At 60.6% G+C, this 20,108-nt stretch carries 17 protein-coding genes; 6 read left to right on the top strand and 11 right to left on the bottom strand.

What is annotated here, in order from left to right; all coding sequences use genetic code 11:
- Positions 1-41 precede the first annotated feature (41 nt).
- Together AC3WQS_RS02235 and AC3WQS_RS02230 are read left to right on the top strand one after the other, a co-directional pair.
- On the top strand, positions 42-1,208 hold the full coding sequence (locus AC3WQS_RS02235) for a thiolase family protein (RefSeq protein ID WP_020909010.1): 1,167 nt from the start codon (positions 42-44) through the stop codon (positions 1,206-1,208).
- Between the two features lie 31 nt (positions 1,209-1,239).
- The gene (locus AC3WQS_RS02230) at positions 1,240-2,910 is read left to right on the top strand and encodes a class I adenylate-forming enzyme family protein (RefSeq protein ID WP_070386451.1); all 1,671 of its coding nucleotides are present in this window, start codon (positions 1,240-1,242) and stop codon (positions 2,908-2,910) included.
- Positions 2,911-2,993: 83 nt separating this feature from the next.
- Here the strand turns inward: AC3WQS_RS02230 and AC3WQS_RS02225 are convergent, their stop codons facing one another.
- The 5 genes from AC3WQS_RS02225 to AC3WQS_RS02205 all read right to left on the bottom strand — a co-directional run bounded on the left by AC3WQS_RS02225 (position 2,994) and on the right by AC3WQS_RS02205 (position 7,888).
- A complete protein-coding gene (locus AC3WQS_RS02225) occupies positions 2,994-3,641 on the bottom strand; it encodes a GntR family transcriptional regulator (protein ID WP_020970691.1) in 648 nt (215 codons plus the stop codon).
- Between the two features lie 28 nt (positions 3,642-3,669).
- Complete coding sequence (locus AC3WQS_RS02220) at positions 3,670-4,437, bottom strand: enoyl-CoA hydratase/isomerase family protein (RefSeq protein WP_019745180.1); 768 nt, start codon at positions 4,435-4,437, stop codon at positions 3,670-3,672.
- A complete protein-coding gene (locus AC3WQS_RS02215) occupies positions 4,434-5,504 on the bottom strand; it encodes an acyl-CoA dehydrogenase family protein (RefSeq protein ID WP_492712993.1) in 1,071 nt (356 codons plus the stop codon). The genes AC3WQS_RS02220 and AC3WQS_RS02215 overlap by 4 nt, the downstream gene beginning before the upstream one ends.
- Positions 5,501-6,628: an acyl-CoA dehydrogenase family protein gene (locus AC3WQS_RS02210; RefSeq protein ID WP_046379231.1), complete on the bottom strand. Its 1,128-nt coding sequence runs from the start codon at positions 6,626-6,628 to the stop codon at positions 5,501-5,503. Before AC3WQS_RS02210 ends, AC3WQS_RS02215 begins: the two co-directional genes overlap by 4 nt.
- A gap of 111 nt (positions 6,629-6,739) precedes the next feature.
- Entirely contained in the window at positions 6,740-7,888 is a 1,149-nt protein-coding gene (locus AC3WQS_RS02205) for a TetR/AcrR family transcriptional regulator (protein ID WP_492712994.1), read from the bottom strand.
- Between the two features lie 219 nt (positions 7,889-8,107).
- On the opposite strand from AC3WQS_RS02205, the gene AC3WQS_RS02200 reads away from it, so the two are divergent.
- Positions 8,108-9,265: an acyl-CoA dehydrogenase family protein gene (locus tag AC3WQS_RS02200; protein WP_019745184.1), complete on the top strand. Its 1,158-nt coding sequence runs from the start codon at positions 8,108-8,110 to the stop codon at positions 9,263-9,265.
- Between the two features lie 64 nt (positions 9,266-9,329).
- On the opposite strand, the gene AC3WQS_RS02195 is transcribed toward AC3WQS_RS02200, so the two are convergent.
- Positions 9,330-10,775 (bottom strand): aldehyde dehydrogenase, encoded by a 1,446-nt coding sequence (locus AC3WQS_RS02195; RefSeq protein WP_492712995.1) that lies wholly within the window; start codon positions 10,773-10,775, stop codon positions 9,330-9,332.
- Positions 10,776-10,959: 184 nt separating this feature from the next.
- Between AC3WQS_RS02195 and AC3WQS_RS02190 the strand changes: the two genes are divergently transcribed.
- Positions 10,960-11,913 (top strand): TauD/TfdA dioxygenase family protein, encoded by a 954-nt coding sequence (locus tag AC3WQS_RS02190; RefSeq protein WP_019745186.1) that lies wholly within the window; start codon positions 10,960-10,962, stop codon positions 11,911-11,913.
- 10 nt (positions 11,914-11,923) lie between these two features.
- Here the strand turns inward: AC3WQS_RS02190 and AC3WQS_RS02185 are convergent, their stop codons facing one another.
- Positions 11,924-12,478 (bottom strand): TetR/AcrR family transcriptional regulator, encoded by a 555-nt coding sequence (locus AC3WQS_RS02185; RefSeq protein WP_070795721.1) that lies wholly within the window; start codon positions 12,476-12,478, stop codon positions 11,924-11,926.
- Positions 12,479-12,673: 195 nt separating this feature from the next.
- Between AC3WQS_RS02185 and AC3WQS_RS02180 the strand changes: the two genes are divergently transcribed.
- Positions 12,674-13,897, top strand: coding sequence for a cytochrome P450 (locus tag AC3WQS_RS02180; protein WP_492712996.1), 1,224 nt, complete (start codon positions 12,674-12,676; stop codon positions 13,895-13,897).
- A gap of 6 nt (positions 13,898-13,903) precedes the next feature.
- Here the strand turns inward: AC3WQS_RS02180 and AC3WQS_RS02175 are convergent, their stop codons facing one another.
- Positions 13,904-15,289, bottom strand: coding sequence for a lipase family protein (locus AC3WQS_RS02175; RefSeq protein ID WP_492712997.1), 1,386 nt, complete (start codon positions 15,287-15,289; stop codon positions 13,904-13,906).
- Positions 15,289-16,572 (bottom strand): hypothetical protein, encoded by a 1,284-nt coding sequence (locus tag AC3WQS_RS02170; protein ID WP_492712998.1) that lies wholly within the window; start codon positions 16,570-16,572, stop codon positions 15,289-15,291. Before AC3WQS_RS02170 ends, AC3WQS_RS02175 begins: the two co-directional genes overlap by 1 nt.
- A 460-nt stretch (positions 16,573-17,032) precedes the next feature.
- Between AC3WQS_RS02170 and AC3WQS_RS02165 the strand changes: the two genes are divergently transcribed.
- A complete protein-coding gene (locus tag AC3WQS_RS02165; protein WP_355329801.1) occupies positions 17,033-17,638 on the top strand; it encodes a hypothetical protein in 606 nt (201 codons plus the stop codon).
- Positions 17,639-17,736: 98 nt separating this feature from the next.
- Here the strand turns inward: AC3WQS_RS02165 and AC3WQS_RS02160 are convergent, their stop codons facing one another.
- A complete protein-coding gene (locus AC3WQS_RS02160; protein ID WP_158024815.1) occupies positions 17,737-18,354 on the bottom strand; it encodes an alternate-type signal peptide domain-containing protein in 618 nt (205 codons plus the stop codon).
- 41 nt (positions 18,355-18,395) lie between these two features.
- Positions 18,396-20,105: a signal peptidase I gene (locus tag AC3WQS_RS02155; RefSeq protein WP_492712999.1), complete on the bottom strand. Its 1,710-nt coding sequence runs from the start codon at positions 20,103-20,105 to the stop codon at positions 18,396-18,398.
- Between the last annotated feature and the right edge of the window lie 3 nt (positions 20,106-20,108).

Here is a 20,108-nt window from a genome sequence, read left to right as displayed (position 1 = left end):
TCCAGATCTTCCCAGTCACACGAACGATCGAAGGAGTTCCCATGCGTGACGCAGTCGTCGTCGACGCCGTCCGAACCGCAGTCGGTAAACGAAACGGTGCACTTTCCCGAATGCATGCAGTCTCGCTGTCTGCACATGTTCTCGAGGCCTTGGCCGATCGAGTCGATCTCGATCCGGCGCTCGTGGACGACGTGATCTGGGGTTGCGTCGGCACGCTCGGGATGCAGTCCGGGTGCATCGCCCGGTCTTCGGTCCTGGCGGCCGGTTGGCCCGAACATGTGCCAGGGGTAACCGTCGATCGCCAGTGCGGATCGTCCCAACAGGCAGTTCACCAGGCGGCCGCCGGCGTGATCTCCGGCCAGTACGATGTCGCAATCGCGGGCGGCGTCGAGATGATGAGCGCCGTACCGATGGGCTCCGCACGTGCCGACGCACGTTTCGGTGAGCCGCACGGGCCGCTTGTCTGGGAGCGCTACAACGGTATTCGTTTCAACCAGGGTATGGGCGCCCAGATGATTGCCGAAAAGTACGGCATCTCGCGGGCCGAACTGGATCAGCATGCGCTGGATTCGCACGAGCGCGCCGCCGCCGCGATCGACGAAGGTCGTTTCAAGGATCAGATCACTGCTGTGACGGTGACTGACGCCGACGGCCGCAGCAGTGTCTTCGAGAAGGACGAGGGGGTGCGTCGCGGTGGCACTCTCGAGAAGCTCGGATCGCTCAAACCTGCTTTCTCCGAAGACGGCTCGATCACTGCCGGAAATTCGTCGCAGATCTCCGACGGTTCCGCCGCGCTGCTCGTGACCACCAGCGAGTTCGCGAAATCTCGAGGTTGGGCACCCATCGCACGTATTCACACCGCGGTGGTCACCGGTACGGATCCTGTCACCATGCTCGAGGGTCCCATTCCGGCTACGGCGAAAGCTCTTGCGAAGTCCGGTCTCTCGATCGGTGACATCGGTGCGTTCGAGATCAACGAAGCTTTCGCCTCGGTGTCGCTGGCCTGGCTCCGTGAGACCGGCGCCGATTACGAACGCATGAACCCAAACGGTGGCGCGATGGCATTGGGTCATCCGATCGGTGGTTCCGGCGCACGTCTGATGACCACTCTCGTACATCACATGAGAGAGAACGGCATCCGCTACGGATTGCAGTCCATGTGTGAAGGCGGCGGAATGGCCAATGCCACGATTCTCGAGCTGATCTGAGATGACGGCTACAGAAATTCAGAGCCCTGACATGAGTTCGAGTTGGCCGCTCGGACTGCCACGCAGCTTGGAATATCCCGAATGCGGTGCCGACGCGATTCTGGCCGGAGCGGCCCGCTCGTACCCCGAACGTCTCGCCCTCGTCGACGGCGACACGTCACTGACCTACTCGCAATTGCATGATCAAGCGCTGCGCGTAGCGCAGGGTCTGCGGGAGCGTGGTGTCCAGCCGGGTGACGCAGTGGGACTGCACATGCCGAACTCGATCTGGTTCATTGTCGCGTACTACGGCGCACTGTGCGCCGGAGCAGCAGTGGCTCCGATAAATCCGGCGCAGCCTGTGACCGAATTGAAGCGCCAGCTCGACGACGTCGACGCCAAGGTCGTATTCACCCATCCATCCTGTGCTGCAACGGCAATCGAGGCCAACACACTGTCCGCACCGCATCGCATCCTGGTACTGGTTCCGGGAGTCGGCGCGCAGTCAGGCCATTGCGAAGGTCTCACCTCCATCACGGACCTCGCCTCGTCGAAACCATTGGCCGACTACCGGGTGGATCCCAACCTTGTTGCTCACCTGCAATTGACCGGCGGCACAACCGGAAAGTCCAAGGCCGTACGGGTACTTCACCGGAATCTCGTGGCCAACGTGCTCCAATCCGCCTGTTGGCGCTCCGGGCATCGAGCCGAACTCGTCGACGGTGCACTTCTCGTTCGGCCGATCGAGGGCGCAGTCACGCGTTACTCCATCGTTCCGGGTGAAGGCGCGTCGATTTCGATCGCGCCTCTGTTCCACGGCCTCGGTCTGGTCAGTCACAACTTCACCACCTTGCTCGGTGGCACGGTGATACTAGGGACGCGCTTCGATCCGGACCGATTTCTCGCCGACGTCGACAAGTATCAGGTGACGTACATCGGCGGATCTCCCACGATGTACTACGCGTTGCTACGCGCACGGACTCTGCGGGAGCACGGTCTGGGTTCGGTTCGGATTCTCGGATCCGGAGCAGCCCCACTCGATACGACGGCGATCCGTACACTGCGAGAGGTCTTCCCGAACGCGCTCGTCACCGAAGGCTACGGGCTCAGCGAAGCAACAATGGGTCTGACCATGGGTTCACCGTGCGACGAACGCCCCACTCCGTTGGGAAGCGTCGGGCTCCCCTTCCCCGACACCGAGATCGAGATCCGCGACGAAGTCACCGAAGCCGTCCTGGCTACGGGTGAGACCGGGCAGATCTGGGCCCGCGGGCCACAGATCACCGACGGATACCACAACGAACCCGAACTCAGCGCCGGTCAGTTCATCGGCGGTTGGCTTCATACCGGAGACATGGGTTGGCGTGACGAGCATGGCAACCTGTTCATCGGCGGCCGCTCCAAGGACTTGATCATCTACAAGGGTTACAACGTCTACCCGCAACCGCTCGAAGAGTTGGTGTGCACGCACCCCGACGTACTGCAGGCGGCCGTGGTCGGCGCGCCCGACCAACTGGCCGGGGAGATTCCGGTGGCCTTCGTCGTGGTCAACCCGGAGTCGGTCGATCGCATCGAGCAGATTGCGACCGAGATCATGGATCATGTTGCCACGCAGGTTGCTCCGTACCAGAAGATACGCGAGGTATACGTACTCGACGAGCTACCGTCGACGCAGACCGGGAAGATCCGTAAGAACGAACTTCGCGACACTCTGGCGCCCTGAGCGTTCGGCCGTCCCACGACCACAGGTGCGCGGTATCCGAGAACCGGAAGGATACCGCGCACCTGTTTGCTCTTCGTCCTCGCTCAGCGAGGTCGACTGCGACCCAGCCTTCGTACGACCAGATCTTCTGTAGCAGATCGATGTTCGTCGCTCGCCCGGATCAGTTCGGCCGAATCTTGATCGCGAACGGCCTGGAGAATCCGGCCGTGGTCCTCGGAAACCTTCCGACGCGACGACGGCTCGTGGATGTACAGGGCACGATAGAAGTCCGACATGTACCAGAGCCGATCCACTTCCTGCAGCACACGCTGCAGGGGCGAGTACGAGAACAGACGAAAGTGGAACTCACGGTTGGCTTCCTGAAACTCTGGACCCTGCTCGCTCGGTTCCGCCTGGTCGACCTGCTCCTGGATTCGTTCCAACTCGGCGACGTCGACGCCACCGAGATCGATCGACGTCAGGATCTCCGTTTCGAGCAGACGTCGCATCAGGTAGAGCTCGGAAAGATCTTCGCTGCTGAATCTGGCGACGGTGTACCCGGTGTTGGACTTGTGTTCGAGGACACCCTCTGCCTGCAAGGTCGAAAGTGCCTCACGGACCGGAATTCGGCTGACGTTCAACCGCTCGGCGAGCTCGCTTTGGTGGACTTTCTGTCCAGGCAGCAGCTCACCCGAGACGATCATCTGCCGGATCTGTTGCAGGCAGCGTTGCGCACCGGTTGGTTCCTTCACGGTGGATACGATAGTGGTCGCGTCGACTTCACCTCGCGTTGAACTGCGGTTGCACTCGTGCGAGGTTGGCCTCGATGCCGGCGACGCAGTCCTCGGTCCCCCAGAGAACAACCTGCTCCGCCAACTCGCGCTCGAGAACAGTGGCGACCTCGTCCCGTAGCCCCGCGCGCAACGTCGCCTTCATGGAGCGGACGGCCAACGGTGCACTCGAGGCAATTTCGTGGGCGTACGCCAGTGCCTCTTGCCGAATGTTCGCATCTTCGGCCAATCGGTCCACCAAACCGAGTTCGTGCGCCTGTACGCCCGTCAGCCGCCGCGCCGTGTACAGCAGATCCGCTGCAGACTGCATCGAGACGATTCGGGGCAAGGTGACGCTGAGGCCGAATCCCTGGTGGAACCCCAACGCAGCGAAGTTCGCGTGCAACCGTGTCGACGGCCCGGCGACGCGGAAGTCCGCGGCGCAGGCGAGGCCGAGACCACCGCCCACCGCGGATCCCTGCACTGCCGCAATCACGGGAACCGGAATCTCGAACAGCCGCAACGCCTCGGTGTAGATCGCGCGCACCGTGTCGGCGCGATCGGGCCCCAGTCCACCCTCACCGAAGTTCGCGCCGGCACAGAAGTGTTTGCCCGCCGAGGCGAGAACTATCGCGCGAATGTCTCCACCGTTGACGAGACCGGCTGCCGCATCGGCGATCTGCTGCAGAATCTCCTGATCGAAGTAGTTGGCGGGCGGGCGTGAGAACTCGATGGTTCCGACATGTCCGTCGATTTCCACGTGCACGGCATCGGTCATGACTTCAGCTCCAAGGTCGGTTGTGGGTCGGTGATCAATCGGGGCAGGGAGGGCGTCGTCGCGACAGCACTTCCGAGTTGCGTCGCAAGCGCGATGTCGTCGCCGAACTCCGATCGCCAGGCATGCAGTCGTCGGGTGAGTTGTTGCAAGCGGTATTCGCGGGTCATGCCGATCGCACCGTGTGCCTGGTGGGCGGCGCGCACGCTCGCGAGCGCATTCTGCGAAACCACCAATTTGGTTGCACACACTTCGAAGTCGGCGTCGCGACGGGTGAGCGCGTGCGCCGTGCGATCCACGGACAGTGTGGACATCGATGCCATCTGTGCGAGGGTGACGATGTGCTGCTGGACGGCTTGGAACTGCGCAATCGGCCTGCCGAACTGCACCCGCTCCGAAACGTAGCGACGGGTCAACGTCGACACCGACTCCATGGCTCCTGCCATCTGTACCGAGCGCAAGAAGGCACCGAGTCTACTGAGAATCCGGGCATCGACCGGGTTGTCACCGTCGACGGTGCGCGCTTCGGAGAACGTCAGACTCTGACGCGGTTGCCCTGCGAAATCCGTCCCGGACCCGATCTCGGCATCGGAGATGTCCAGAAGTACAACTCGATCACCGAGAACTGCCGCCAGCACTGATGCTGCGCTCCCCCATGGCACATCGTGAAAGGTTCCCGATACGTGGCCGTCGCCGATCCGACGCGCATCGTCGCGCTGCGATCCCGGGGCGACGGTTGCGATTCCGGAGGGCACCGGTAGCCCGGCCGCTGCTGCCAGCCTGCCCGCGAGGTAAGTCTCGGCGAGAGGCAACGGCGCAGCGTGCCTCGCAGCAGCGCGCTGCACAGTCACGGCATCGAGGAGCGAGCCACCGGAACCACCAACAGATTCGGGAAGACCGACCAGCGGCAACCCCAGTTCCACTGCTGCGTTCCAAAGTTCGCTGGGAAGACCGTCGATCTCGGCCTGCGCCACCACTTCGGTGCCGGACTTCTCGGCGAAGAATTGCTCGACCATCGCTTCGAGGTCGGCGTCGAATGTGTACGCGTTGATCTCTGACCCCGAATTCATCGGTTCAACCCTTTCACGATCACGGTGCGGAGAATTTCGTTGGTGCCACCGCGAATCGACCACGACGGTGCCACCAGCACAGCCCGGGCGAGCAGTGACTCGTACGGGTCGTCGGATGCAAGGTCCGGAGCCCGGCCGAGGTGCCGTGCCACGGTGGCAACACAGTCCTGTTCGAAGCGTGTTGCCATTTCCTTGATCAGCGCGGCCTCCGTGACCGGCGAGCGACCCGCGTCGACCATTCGTGCAATGGACAGCGACATCCCACGAAAAGCCCAGCAGCGCGCGGCAATCGAGCCCAGATCGGCCAGGGCCGCGGGGCCGCCCTGCGCCGCCTGGTTGGCTGCCCAGTTCTCGAGGACCGGCATCAGCGACATCCAACGGTCGACGCCACCTCGCTCGAGTGCGAGTTCACCGGTGTTTTGTCCCCAGCCCGCTCCGACGTCGCCGAGGCGACGCGAGTCCGGCACGAAAACGTCCTGGAAAGACACCTCGCAGAAGTCCTCGCTTCCGTCGATGAACGGAATGGGTGAGACGGTCAGGCCATCGCTGTCGCGATCGACGATCAGCTGAGTGAGTCCGTTGTGCTTGTCTGCCGAGGTTCGAAGCAGGGCGAGTATGTGTGTGGCGTGGAAGGCACCGGTGGTCCAGATCTTGGTTCCGTTGACTTTCCATCCGCCCTCGACACATTCGGCGCGAGTTCTTACCGATGCCAGGTCCGAACCCGAGTCGGGTTCACTCATTCCGATCGAGAACGAGAACTCACCGTTCGCGATACCTGGCAGGAAGTGCCGCTTCTGTTCTTCCGTGCCGTTGGCGGCGATGCTCGGACCCGACTGTCTGTCTCCGATCCAGTGATAGCCGACCGGCGCTCCCCGCGCGAGAAGTTCTTCCACGACGACCAATCGATCCACTGCCGACCGCCCGCCCCCGCCGTATTCCTTCGGCAGAGACATTCCGAGCCAGCCACGGCTACCGAGATCTCGCGAGAACTCCGGATCCACTGCCCCGGACATCCCGAGTCCGAGCGGGTAGCTACCGGGGGTGAGCCGCTCGTCGAGGTACTCCCGCACTTCTGCCTGAAGTTCGAGTTCCTCGATCGTCAGTTCTGTTGCGTCGAAACGCATGGACGTCTCCGATCAGTTGAATTCATCGACTAGGTACTCAAGAAACATATACAAAAATGTATACCATCTTGAATGTGACTGTCCGCCAACAGCACCCGGCTACTCTCTCGACTAGCCGCCCAGCAGAACTGCGGAGCCGATCTCGAACAGGCGCTCAGGCAGGTCTTCACGACGACGTAGCCGGCCGATACGCACCGCGTTTTCCACAACGGTCAATGCGGCATTGACGGTTATTCTGGCCGTCGCGGGTTCGAGCCCCGGACGAACGTCGTCGAGCATCTTGACCCACAACGCGACGTACTCACGCTGATTCTGTTCGCACGTGCGGCGGAACTTGTCCGGCAACTGGTCGAGTTCACTGATCAACAGTCCGATCAGATGACGCTCGTTGATCGCGAAATCAATATGTGCTGCAAGCAATCCGGACAACGCATCCTCCGGTCCCGATGCGGCAGCGAGCGCCTGCGCGACACCGATCCGCCGCCGCTCACCACCTCGCGAAACCGCCGCGATCAGAAGGTCGATCTTGGCATCGAAGTGGTTGTACACATTGGGGCCCGTAGTTCCGGCAGCCTCACCGATGTCCTCGGTGTTGACCGCCTGGTACCCACGCTCGTCGAACAGACGAATTGCTTCGGTCAACAAGAGTTCACGCCTGGGCATCGCCAACGGAACGTGACCGGTCGGCGTCTCCACCTTCACCTCGGAGTGGCCGAGTTCCGTATGCACCGCCCGCTCCGCCAACTCCGCCAGCAGCAGTTCCATCTGACGTCTCGGCAGGGACACCCGATGCGAGGACACACTGTTGAAGACAGCGATGAGAGCCCAGGCGAGTAGATAGCTGTCTTCCTCGTCGAGTTCGGGGCGTTCCGTTCGGATCAGCGCAGCATCGCGTGCGGCGGCACTCTTGAGCGTCGCGCGCATTTCTTCCCGTTGCTCGTCGGGTAGGTAGCGGGCTTCGCGTTGCCACAGCAGCGAGAGCCCTCGACGACGAGATACCGAAGCCGCAAGCTCGGCGATCATCGATTTCAGATCCTCGGACCCGGCGACCCGGTCGTAGAGCGATTCGATGCCCGCGTTGACCGCGGCGTAGAGAAGATCCGGCTTGTTCTTGAAGTGCCGATACAGGGCAGGCGCCGTGATTCCAACTCCCGCAGCCACCTGCGCAACGGACACGTTGTGATAGCCGTGCTCACGGAAAAGTTCACCAGCAGCAGCAAGTATCTGCTGCTTGCGGTCGTGGGGCCGACGTACGACCATCCTGACTCTCTCCTTCGCGACAACCGGAATTTCCGAACAAACCGGAATTCCGAACAACCAGTGTTGCATCGTCAAACACACGTCTATGAGTTATTATTCACTTATTGCCGGAAAACAACAGCTCATTCCGCAATTTTCTCTCAACATCTGGTTAGAGAACCTTACCTCACCTCAGAACCGGACACCTGACTTCAGGGTACCGAGCCCAAGGAGAATCACGTGCAACGAACCGTCTACAACAGCGATCACGATACGTTCCGTCACATGATTCGGACGTTCATCGCCCGTGAGGTCGTCCCACACTTCGCAGAATGGGAGGAAGCCGGCATGGTTCCCCGGTCACTGTATCGGCAGTTGGGTGACCTCGGAATATTCGGAATCGAGCTACCCGAGGAATACGGCGGCGGCGGGGAGACGAGCTTCAAGTATCAGGCAGTGATCCGTGAGGAGACCGCACGGGCAGGGGTCACTTTCGGCGCCGACGTCGTCCACACGTGCCTCGTCCTTCCCTATCTGGTCGAGTACGGCAACGACGAACAGAAAGCTCGGTGGCTTCCCGGTTTCCTCTCCGGTGAACTGATGACCGCCATCGCGATGACGGAACCGGGCGCCGGTTCCGACCTTGCCGGGATCAAGACAACGGCGAGACTGTCCGGTGACGGCAGCCACTACATGCTCAACGGATCCAAGACGTTCATCACCGGCGGAGTGCAGGCCGACTTGATTCTCGTGGTCGCCCGCACCAGTCCTGCAGGCGATGCGGACCGCCGCGCTGGTCTGTCGATTCTCTGCGTCGACACCACGTCGGAAGGCTTCAGCGTCGGTCGCAAGCTCGAGAAGTTGGGGCTGCGAGCGCAGGACACCGCAGAACTGTCGTTCACCGATGTCCGCGTGCCGATCGAGAACCTCCTCGGCGAGGAAGGTGCCGGGTTCGGCTACCTCACCCGAAATCTCGTCCGGGAACGACTCGGCGCCGCCGTGGGGTCTTACGCGAATGCGAGCGCAGCAATCGAGTTCGCGACCGCATACGTCAAGGAGCGCGAGGTCTTCGGCACCCCCGTGGCTCAATTCCAGAACACGAAATTCGTCTTGGCAGAATGCTCGGCAGAAGTCGCGGCCGCGCAAGCTGCGGTCGACCGAGCACTCGATCTGGACGAGATCCGCGAGTTGACCGTCGCGGACGCCGCGAGGATCAAGCTCTTCTGTACTGAAATGGCCGGCCGCGTCATCGACAAGTGCCTGCAACTACACGGCGGATACGGCTACATGCGTGAATACCCGATCTCACGTCTGTATGCGGACACACGGGTCAACCGAATCTATGCGGGTTCGAGTGAAGTGATGAAGACGATCATCGCCAAGGACATTGGCATCTGACTCAAGCTGATTCGGCCCCACCTCGACAATCGAAGTGGGGCTGAATCTTTGTGATTTCGCCTGATCAAGCAGGGAGGAAGATGCTCTTGGCTTCGAGGTACGCTGCCAGACCTTCCGGGCCGAATTCGCGCCCCACTCCCGAATTCTTGTAACCGCCGAAGGGACCAACGACGTCGAATCGTTGGCAGTTGACCGAGAAGGTGCCGGTGCGAATCTGCCGTGCCACCTCGACGCCGTGCTCAGTGTCCGCGGTCCAGACTGCTCCGGAGAGTCCTAGATCCGAATCGTTGGCAATCGCGATTGCGTGGGCTTCGTCTTCGAAAGGAATCAGGCAGACGACCGGCCCGAAGATTTCCTCGCGAGCAATCCGCATGGAGTTGTCGACGTTGCCGAAGACCGTGGGTTCGACGTACCAGCCCGTCGAAAGCCCCTCCGGAACAGACCCTCCCGTCAAGATCTTCGCACCCTCTGCCTCGCCGATTCCGACATAGTCGAGCACTCGTCGCTGCTGCGCCGCACTTGTCATCGGGCCGATCACAGTCGCCGGATCGGTAGGATCGCCGACCTTCATCGCCGCGACTGCGGCAGCGAACTTCTCCGCGATCTCGTCATACCTGCTGACCGGCAACAAAATACGCGTCAGCGCGACGCAGGCTTGACCGCTGTTGGCGAACGATCCGGCCAAGATATTGGGCAGCGCCTGATCGACATCTGCGTCTTCGAGGACTATCGCAGCCGACTTGCCACCGAGTTCGAGGGTCACCCGCGTGAGATTCGCCGCCGCAGCGGCCATGATCGCCTTACCTGCTGGCACCGAACCGGTGAAGGCCACCTTGTCGATTCCGGGGTGGGCAACCAGATAAGCGCTCACGTCTCGTTCGGCAGGCAAGACGGTCAGCACTCCCTTTGGAAGCCCTGCCTGTGAACAGATCTCGGCCAGCAAGTTCGAATCGAGCGGTGTCTCCGGAGCCGGTTTCAAGATCACCGCGCATCCACTCAAGAGTGCCGGAGCAAGTTTCGCAGCGATCACCAACTGTGGCACGTTCCACGGAACGATTGCGGCCACGACACCCACCGGTTCGTGACGGATCAACATCGGGCCGCCGACGCCCGCACGCGACTCTTCGAACGGGAACTGCGCCGCAACGGCACACGCCGCGCCGTAGGCCGCAACGGCTCCCAACACCTGCGTGCGCATCGCCGAACTGGACGGAGCACCGTTCTGCCGCGAGATCAGCGCTGCGAATTCCTCACTCCTGGCGAGGATCGCGTCCTTGATGCGAGTGACGACCGCGATGCGATCAGCAAGAGGTGTCTGTGCCCACTCCCCGGAATCGAATGCCGCCCTCGCGATCTCCACTGCGCGGTCGACGTCCGCCGTCGACGCCGCTGGGACCGAACCGATCACGCGCTCCGTGTGCGGCGACATCACCTCGATGACTCCACTACCGGACGGCGTCACCCATGCACCGCCGATGAATAGTTCCGTGTACTCGACACGTGTTTCCATACTCGTCCACTCCTAGGATTAGTGTCCAACGGATCAGTGTTTCGAACCATCAAATCTGCCGCAGACCATCTGATTCAGATCATAAAGTTAATTCTCAATAATGCAACCATACTTTTCACTCGCCCTTGACACATTTAAGGATATTGCCTTACCGTGGCGAAAGACCCCACCCGAACGAGTAAGGATGACGGACATGACGGCATTCGTGAGCGGACAGATCTATCCGGTAGCAACCGATCCACTCGCCGCCTACGGGCCGCTCGTGGCCTCTCGCACCGCGGAGGGATTCGAAGTGTTGCCGTACACACGTTTCACACTCACTCCGACGACGCCTACCATCGGTGCAGAAATCTCGGGAATCCAACTGAGTGGCCAACTCTCGGATGAGACGATGTCGGAACTTCGCCGAGCGCTACTCGAATGGAAAGTACTCTTCTTCCGCGATCAAACTATCGATCGCAGCGAACACCGAGATTTCGCGAGTCGATGGGGCTCACTGGAACAGCATCCGTTTTTCAAGTACACCCAACCCGGTCAAAGCGAAGCCGACATAGTCACACTTGCAAAAGATGCGATGACCGGCGGGGTCGAGAACAACTGGCACAACGACGTCAGTTGGCACGAATTCCCCTCGTTCGCAGCGGTATTGCGCGCAGTCGAGGTACCCCCGGTCGGAGGCGATACCTTGTGGGCCGATACCGGAGCGGCATACGAGCTACTCCCAGAGGGCATCAAAGAACGCATCGACCAGCTTGTTGCCGAGCATGATTGGATCAATTCGTTCGGCAAGCACATGGATCCGTCGACGGTGGCGAAGTTGCGTCCACAGTTCCCGGCGGTTCGACATCCGGTGGTGAGAGTGATTCCCGAGACCGGCCGAAAGGTTCTCTTCGTCAATCTCAGCTTCACCCAGAGGATCGTCGGGGTGTCCGAAGCCGAGTCCGACGAGCTACTCACCCTGCTCTACCGACACGTACATCGTCCCGAGTTCCAAGTACGACTCAAGTGGCGGACGAATACGATTGCATTCTGGGACAACCGAACTTGTCAGCACTACGCGGCCAGCGACTACTTCCCCGCCCGCAGAGTGATGGATCGAATCTCGATAGTCGGCGACAGACCCGTCGGCACTCGCTGACGCGGCGGCCTCAGGAGCTGACGAACGACTCGACCATCCGTCGTTCGGCGGCCCTGTCTGCAAGAGGCCACGCCAACAGCATCAACACGATCCGAACCACCCACTGCGACTGTTGACCTTCGGGATCCAATCCAGCAAGTTCGAGTGCAGTACGCGGCAGCAACGGAGAAGACACGAGATACTCGTCGATACCGTCGGCCCGCGCCGCCGCAAGGCCATGGCTCATGGCGGCGTCGGCTCTGATCGCGTCGACGGCGACGAGGATCGACTCCACGATCCGCTCGTCGCCACGCAGTGATTCGACGGCAGCCGAAACCTGGCTCGCCACGGACGCCGCACCTCGCGACAACAGCCCCTCACGGATCGCGGACTTGCCACCCACGTAGCGGTAGAGCGTCGCCCGCGAACAGCCTGCGCGGGAAGCGACGTCGTCGGCATTGAACCGATCGAATCCCTGTTCTCGAATCAGCTCTGCTGCAGCCGCGAAGATGCGCTCGGTTGCGAGTTCACGGCGGTTACCGCCGGCCAACCAGTCGGCAGCGCGGCGCTCGTTCACACCGGTCACTCTCCGTCACCTCGTCTCACCTCGTCTCACCTCGAGACAGATTCAATCAGAAATCTCAAGGCTACGGAAGGCCGCGAGCCTCTGACCTGGGAGAAGTACGAGGGGGTCGATGTGCGTGAGATTTTCTCAAAATGCCAGTTCAGAGGCCTTTTCCACCTGTTGACTTCTCCTCGCTGGCCGTGAAATCTTCCATTCGTGACACCACCGACGCTGGACATCAACCCCTTCCTCCCGTCGAATATCGACGACCCTTACCCGCTCTACGACGTACTCCGGCGCGAGCACCCCGTGTATCGAATACCCGATACCGACTTCTATCTGGTGTCGACGTGGGAACTTGTCACCGAAGCCGTTTCCCGTACGGAGGACTTCTCCTCCAACCTCACCGGGGTGCTGGTCCGTACACAGGACGGTTCGGCCCTGACCTTCGATATGGACAGCGGCGGGCAAGCTGTTCACGTTCTCGCGACTGCCGACGAGCCCGACCATCAGCACCAGCGCAAACTTGTGCTGCCGACACTGGTCGCCAAACGCATACGAGCACTCGAGCCGACGATGCTCGAGTACACGCAGCAGTTGTGGGACAACGGCTTCGACGGTCGACAGATCGAATGGGTCACGTCGGTAGCGGACACACTGCCGCTGCAGATGGTTGCCACACTGATCGGCTTGCCGACAGCCGACGTCCCCCAATTGCTGGCGTGGTCTTACGACAGCACCGAACTTCTCAGCGGCATCGTGACGGCGGAACGGTTTACGGACGTCGTCACCTCGGCGGCCGAACTCACCGGGTACCTCTACAGCAAGTTTCGTGAGGCGCGGACAAACCCGGTCGACGATCTACTCGGAGACCTCGTCCACTGCTGTGACGCAGGCGAACTCAGCGAAGACGTGGCCGTTCTGATGTTGGTGCAACTCGTCGGTGCGGGTGGCGAATCGACCGCCGGACTGATCGCCAACTCTGCACGGCTACTCGCCGAGCGCCCCGAGATACAGACGCAGCTGCGCGAGGACCCCCTACTCGTGAGCGCATTCCTGGAGGAGACGCTCAGACTCGAGTCGCCTTTTCGCGGACACCACCGACATGTCAATGCGGACACAACCCTCGGCGGAGTGGCGCTACCCGCCGGCAGTCATCTCATACTGCTGTGGGGCTCGGCGAACCGCGACCCGGAGTCGTTCACCGACCCACACGCGATGAACCTCGACCGGGCCAATCTCCGAGCGCATTTCGCCTTCGGCAAGGGAGCACATTTCTGTGTCGGGGCCGCGCTGGCCAGGCTGGAAGCAAAAACCGCCATCGCCGTACTTCTCGAAAACAGTTCGCATGTCACAGTCGATTCCGAATTCCCGCCACGTTGGGTCCCCAGCATGTTCGTACGCCGCCATCAGAGTTTGCGTCTCGCTGTCACCGGATAGTTTCACTCAGTTGTCGAAATTGTGGGCAATCCAATCGATTGTCTGCATTCCGAACAGGTCTGTCCCCCAACCGTATGGATCCGCGACTGCGCGATCCATACTGCAGTCGGTGGGCTGATAGCTCACGTCCGTCCCTCGGCTTCTGTACGTGTCCGCCAGTTCTCGCGCATCAGCTACCGGTACAAGTGACATCGGGGAGTCGTCCTTTGCACACGAAGTTATCAATACCTTCGACGCCGGAGCACCGTGACCCAATACGTTGTCGTCGTACGCGCGCTGGAAGCTGGGTTCTGTGATCGGATCGATTCCCGGCTCGAAAAGGCTTGCCAACGGCACGAACGGAAGCGTGAAGTACGCCGGCATCTGGCACTCACCCCGGTACACGTCGGCAATCGCTCGGCCCACGGGATTGAGCTTGTCGTTCAACTTCATCTCGGGATACCACGGTTCGAGACCGAGGAGCGTCGCAAATCCGAAGCCTGCGCCGACCGAGGAATCTGTTGTCTCCATGAATGTTCGGGGCTTGATCACCATGCCCTCGAGGACTGTCGAGACGATATCGAGTTCCGGCGCGTAGGACTGCGCAGATTCGGCGGCGAATGCCGAACCGACTCCACCACCAGCGATTCCGAACAACGCAATCTCCGCATCCGGATTCAGCTCGGAATCCTGCAGCTGAAATGCTGCGCGCACTGCATCCAACTGGGCGTGCCCGGCGAACTTACCCGCGAAGACCCCGTGGGGATCACGGTCTCCGTTGTTCCCGACGTCGGAAATCACTACGGCATAGCCTTTTCCGAACATCAGCGCCAGTGGACCCAAGGCCGACCAGGAGGCGCCGTCCAGCGGATCGCCGCCGGTCCAGTGTGAACTCGGATGACAGTAGCCGCCGACGCTGTCGTTGGCCTCCTGATAGCTGATGATCTTCTTCTCCGACGCAGGCGTTCCGTCGATCGGGATCATCATGATTCCAGTGCTCACTACCGGCGTCGAACCGTCGATTCCGGTTGTGACATACATGATCTTGTAGGCGTCGAGCTGTCCCGGTTTGTATCCGGTGAACAGTACATCCACCTTCTTCGACTTCAGGAGATCACCGGGACGCTCGGCGCCGGTCAACACCGGCTCGTCGTAAAACGGATCATCGGCGGTGAGTGCAGTGAAGATCTCCTCTTCGGATGCGAACTCCCCTGAACTGAGAGCACCGACGGTGAACCCGTTGAATACCTCTCCCAGAGTTGGGGTGTCGGTCCGAAACTCCTCGGATACAGGAGTTTGCACGTCTTTCGGGACATCACTGTCCGGCACCTCAGCTCCAGCCGTTGCTGGCAGGACCAGCGCAACGGTCAGCGCTACCAGCGGCGCCAACCTTCGGAATGTCGCCGACGACATCACTGAACCGTCACTTTCAAACTGGAGAGGGCCGATTCGAGAGTTTGTGGGAGGGTCATCATCGGGCGGTGGCTCTCCAATTGAATTTCGTAGGGAACACTCAATGTGGCTACGAGCCGTGGCCAATCTTCTTCGACCATTGCTCGGTACTTCGGCAATAGCTGTGAGGTGATGTAGTCCCACCGGTCCTCGTACACCGACCAGTTCCAATCCGGCAGTGGCATCGTCACGTTCGCGGTGCGTCCGTCAGCGAGTGTCGTCGTGAACTCGAGGGGCCGGAACGAGCGAGGCGGGACCACGCCGGCGACAGAGGGCGAGCCGGCAACGGTCGATGCGTAGGTGATCGCTTCTCCCACATCACCTTTGTAGGCGCGCACGGTATCCCACTGGTCGCGGATGATCACCCCTTGCTCACGCTGGAGCAGCGCAACGTTCCCCAGTGCGATCCGATTCGAATCACTGGACGCGACATCACGCCAGGCGTCCATGACATCCTTGCCGAATAGTCCGGCACTCTGCATTTCCTCCAGCGCGGGAAGCCCTTCATCCACGTATGCCTGATGCATCGGCATCAGATCCAAGAAGATGTTCTTCTGCATCACCAGGATCATCCCCAGCGCATAATCCAAGTCGTCCGCCGTGACGTTCCTGCCCACCGCCGCGAGTGCGCGCAGCCCTGCCGGCAATTGGTTCAGCGCTTGCACGCCAACCTGATCCGTGACCTGAGAAACTATCGAATTGGCAACCTGCTGGAGATTCGGAAACGAGTACACGTCCGCCATCAGTTCGAAGTCGATCAGTCCCCCGCCGAAGTCCGCGCCTACCTGTCCGCCCATGCCCGCCCACTGCAATTCCGGGTGCCCGAGTTGCAGATCCTCGTAGTAGCGGTACGACTTCACCAGGTTGGTGCGATTAGCCGACACTCCGGCGCGCGGGTTCCACGATGAGAGATCGATTCCGGCGGCTTCCGTGGCAGCGACCAATCGATACTGAAACAGCAAGGCCGCATAGGATTCCGGACTGCGACCACTGGCGCGGGCTTCTTCCACAAGGGCTTGCAAGGTGCCGAGATCAGTCGGCAAAGCGGGATGGACACCGCCCGGACCGTGTTCGGCATTCCGATTCACCAAAGGCAAATTCACGTACTCGTCCAGTTCGGACGCCGAGGCTGATGTCTGGACCGACAGCAACGCGGAAATCGCCAGCGCACATGCCGCCGTGGCTGCCAATACGTCTCGCGCCCAACGACGTCGCCGAACTACGGCCCCCAGGTTTAACCGCATATCGGTCCTCGTACTCAGGTCGGCAATCGCCCCGATCGATTGCCGAATTCATACTTACTTTGCAGTAAGATAGCTGAATCTGTAAGAAATACCAAATGCCGAATCAACATCTACACAGCGACTGAAGCCATTGCAGATGAGAATCCTTTACCCCGCATGGCCGGCATCGAAACCCACTCGACAAGCGATCAACCAGCTATCCGCGCTCCCAATCTGCGGCTCACATCCGCTCCGATCACAGTTCATTTTCAGCTGCCTCCCAGTAGATTCGTCAGACTTCCGAAAATTGTTGCACAACATACAGTTAGCTCTCACAACTCGTCACGCTCGGACGTTTGTCCGACTAGAATTCGGAGTTATGAAAACTATCAGTTACTCATCTCGAAAGCCTGGTGCGCTATGGAGCACAGTCATTGGGATACTCACGGCCCTCGTACTTGCACTGGTGGGCGGAGCGCTGATGCCGTCGCTCGCTCACGCAGCGGACGGTGAGAGTGGAATCATCGAGTACTCCGCGGACTACTCGACCTGGGGAGATGCTTCCAAAATCGTCTGGAGCACAGACATACTCATCCCGGGTGGGACCAACACAACCACATTTTACGTCCGAAACGCATCGGACCGCGCAGGTGAGGCACACTTCTACGTCGGAGATTACGAAATCAGCGACGGCATGGAAGCATTCCTTCGTGTCGACGTAAACGGCGTCGCCGGCAATCCGCTCACCGTCACCGGCAATGCCGCCACACCAAGGACCCAGTTGAACTCGGTCCACCTCGCACCGGGCCAAAGTGCCAAGGTTGCCTTCGTCATCGGAATGCCCTTCGAAGCAGGGAATTCGTCGCAGAACGGCAGTATTACGCCGAACTGGAGTGTAGACCTCACGCTTGATTCCACCGATACACCCGTCACGCCCGGCGGAACCGGATCACTCGATTTCGGTTCCCTGAATTTGGGGTCGGCGAGCTTCGGTTCACTCGACACCGGATCAGTAAAGACCGGATCTGCCAGCTCCGGATCGCTTGATGTCGGATCGCTCGGCAAGTCGGTCACATTCATCGGATAACCGCCCCCTACAACAATTCACAAAGTGAGGCCGGGTAGCAAATCTGCTACCCGGCCTCACTTCTGAACAGCTATTACTCTGGCGTCGACCGCGCCTTATCATGCAGGTATCTGCACCAGATTCACGTCGAATCGCGCCAAGTTCAACGACTGATCCATTGACAACGCTGTCGCGGAATCCTTGTCGAAGGTGAAACGTATTGCCACATCGACGATCTTGCCGTCCTTCGACGTACTGACCACAGTTCCGTCCGCACCGACCGGCACTGGTACACCATCGAGCTTGACTTCCGTGACCGGCTTCAGCTGGGCAACCAGAGCATCTCCGCCGGAGACACCCAGATCACTGGTCGACAGCTTTGCCTTCATTTCAGTTCCCTTGATCTCCAACGCGAAACTGGCGTGATAGGTCAGAACGTCGCCCGGCACGACAACCATTGTCGAAAGGTCGATCGGACCGTTCTGATCCGTCCATGTTGGTGCAGTGACGGTTTTCAGCGCCAACGAACCGGATTCGACCGGAGTAGTCACGACAGGGGTAGTCGTAGCCGGAACGGAAGTGGTCGTGGTGGGCTTGCCGCCGCCTGAGGAACCCAGCGAGCCGGTATCAGCACAGCCCGTCAGGAATGCCGCTCCGCCGAGTACGACCAGCGATACCCCGATCATTCTGGTACGTCTCGCGTTCCATCGACTTGCGGGAACGATACGATCATTCATCCGAACTCTCCCGTCCCCGAATTCCCTCTGTTCTTTATTCATCACTTCTGCCCGTCGATCCAGGCAGCGATCTCTGCGGGAGCTTCGCCGGAGGGGTTCTTCTCCGCGACACCCGTTGCGGCATTGACTCGATAAACGTTGGGGCCGTCCACGATCCACAGGTCGTCTGCGTCGGACTGCCACATCACGGTCGCCGTGGCGCTCACCGGTGTGCTCGACACCGCCGTACCCGAACTGTCGGTGACCACCACTGCGACGCTGGCACCGTCCTGCATCAACGCTGCGCTGTAGCCGGTCAGCGATGTCTGCGCCGCACCCAATGCCACCGGCGCTTCCTTCGTGGTCGTGCTGGTTGTCGTGGTTGCATCCGTTGTCGTCGTTGCATCCGTTGTCGTCGTTGCATCCGTTGTCGTTGTCGGAGTTGTCGACTGAGTCGTAGTGCTGGTCGAGGTCTCCGTTGTTGTGGTGGGACCGGTCGTGGTTGTCACGTCAGCCGTAGTGGGAGCCGTCGTCGACGTGCCTGTCGTTGTCGGCGTACTGGACGTGGTGGTCTCGGCAGCCGTCGCGGTTGTCGGAGCAACTCCGCGAGCAAGCTGCTCAGTTTCAGCGACAGCCGCGCCGGCGATCGAGCCTGCCTCACCTTGGCAATAGATGCTTGTCTGAGACGCAGGTTGGCGTAGGTTCCACCCTCGCCAGTCCGTTGATGATTCGCCCGTGATTCGGTTGATCGTGTAGATGCGAAGCGTGTACGTGTATGAGTTGAAAACGCTGTAACCAGCATCTGTGTAGTAGATAGTGGATGAGACCTGGGTTCCTACTGCGGCACCGACACCGGGATCGTATCCCCATGTTTTCATCAACGAGTTTCCGTTGTAGTACCGCGCCTCGTAGCGATATTGGGGGCCTATGTGACTCCACTTAACAGTGGACGATTGAGAGCCACCTATGCCGTTTGTCGTGCAACTGACGCTGCTCGTTGCAGGATTGATCTTCCCGCTCACGGTAATGGCACCACTCGTTGCGACGGCAGTGTCTGTGAAAGCCGCTGCGGTGCCGCTCACCTGCGTAACACCGATCAGTGCAAAGGCCGAGACACCGAGAACCGCAAGCTTTCGGAGCGAGAACGCCGAGCGATGTCCGCCTGTCCCGCTGCTCGAAGAAACCATCGGAAACTCCATCGTTGCAGCGGCTTCCGTGTCCACACTGCCAACTCCTCCACTCGGACCGTCATCCGAATCCTTGCGGCGAGAGTTGGGCCGGAAGGCAATGATCACCAATCCGCCGACCAACGCTCCGCCGAGGAAGATCGCGAGTGGGCTGGAGAGCCAAGCAATTGCGTAGCCCAGGCCCCCGACGCTGAAGAAAATGCGGTCGGCTTCGGTGATGAAGTAGGGCTCCACGTCTGGCTTGGCATTTGCGTCGCCCTTGAGAGTCACCGTGACGGAGTTACCAGCCTGCTGGTCAAGTTCGTACACGCGGTGTGTGATGCGCGTGCCCTGTCCGTTGACGACGCTTACGACGTCGCCCACTGAGAGGTCGGTGGCGGGCACGGTTCGAGCCAATGCCAAGGAGCCAGTGGTGATTTCGGGAGACATCGAACCCGAACGAAAGACGAGCGGCTTGATGCCGAACAGCATCGATGCCGCGGCGGCGAGAACACAGATGAGTCCAGCCACCGCCCCTATTGTCAGCGCGAGTTCGCGACCGGCACGTGCCGATCTCGAACTGCCGGGAGTTGTGTGATCAGACATGGT

The organism is Rhodococcus sp. FW305-130 (assembly GCF_058788335.1).
The sequence above is the reverse complement of the archived record's forward strand: the minus strand, read 5'-3'. Positions and strand labels throughout refer to the sequence as shown.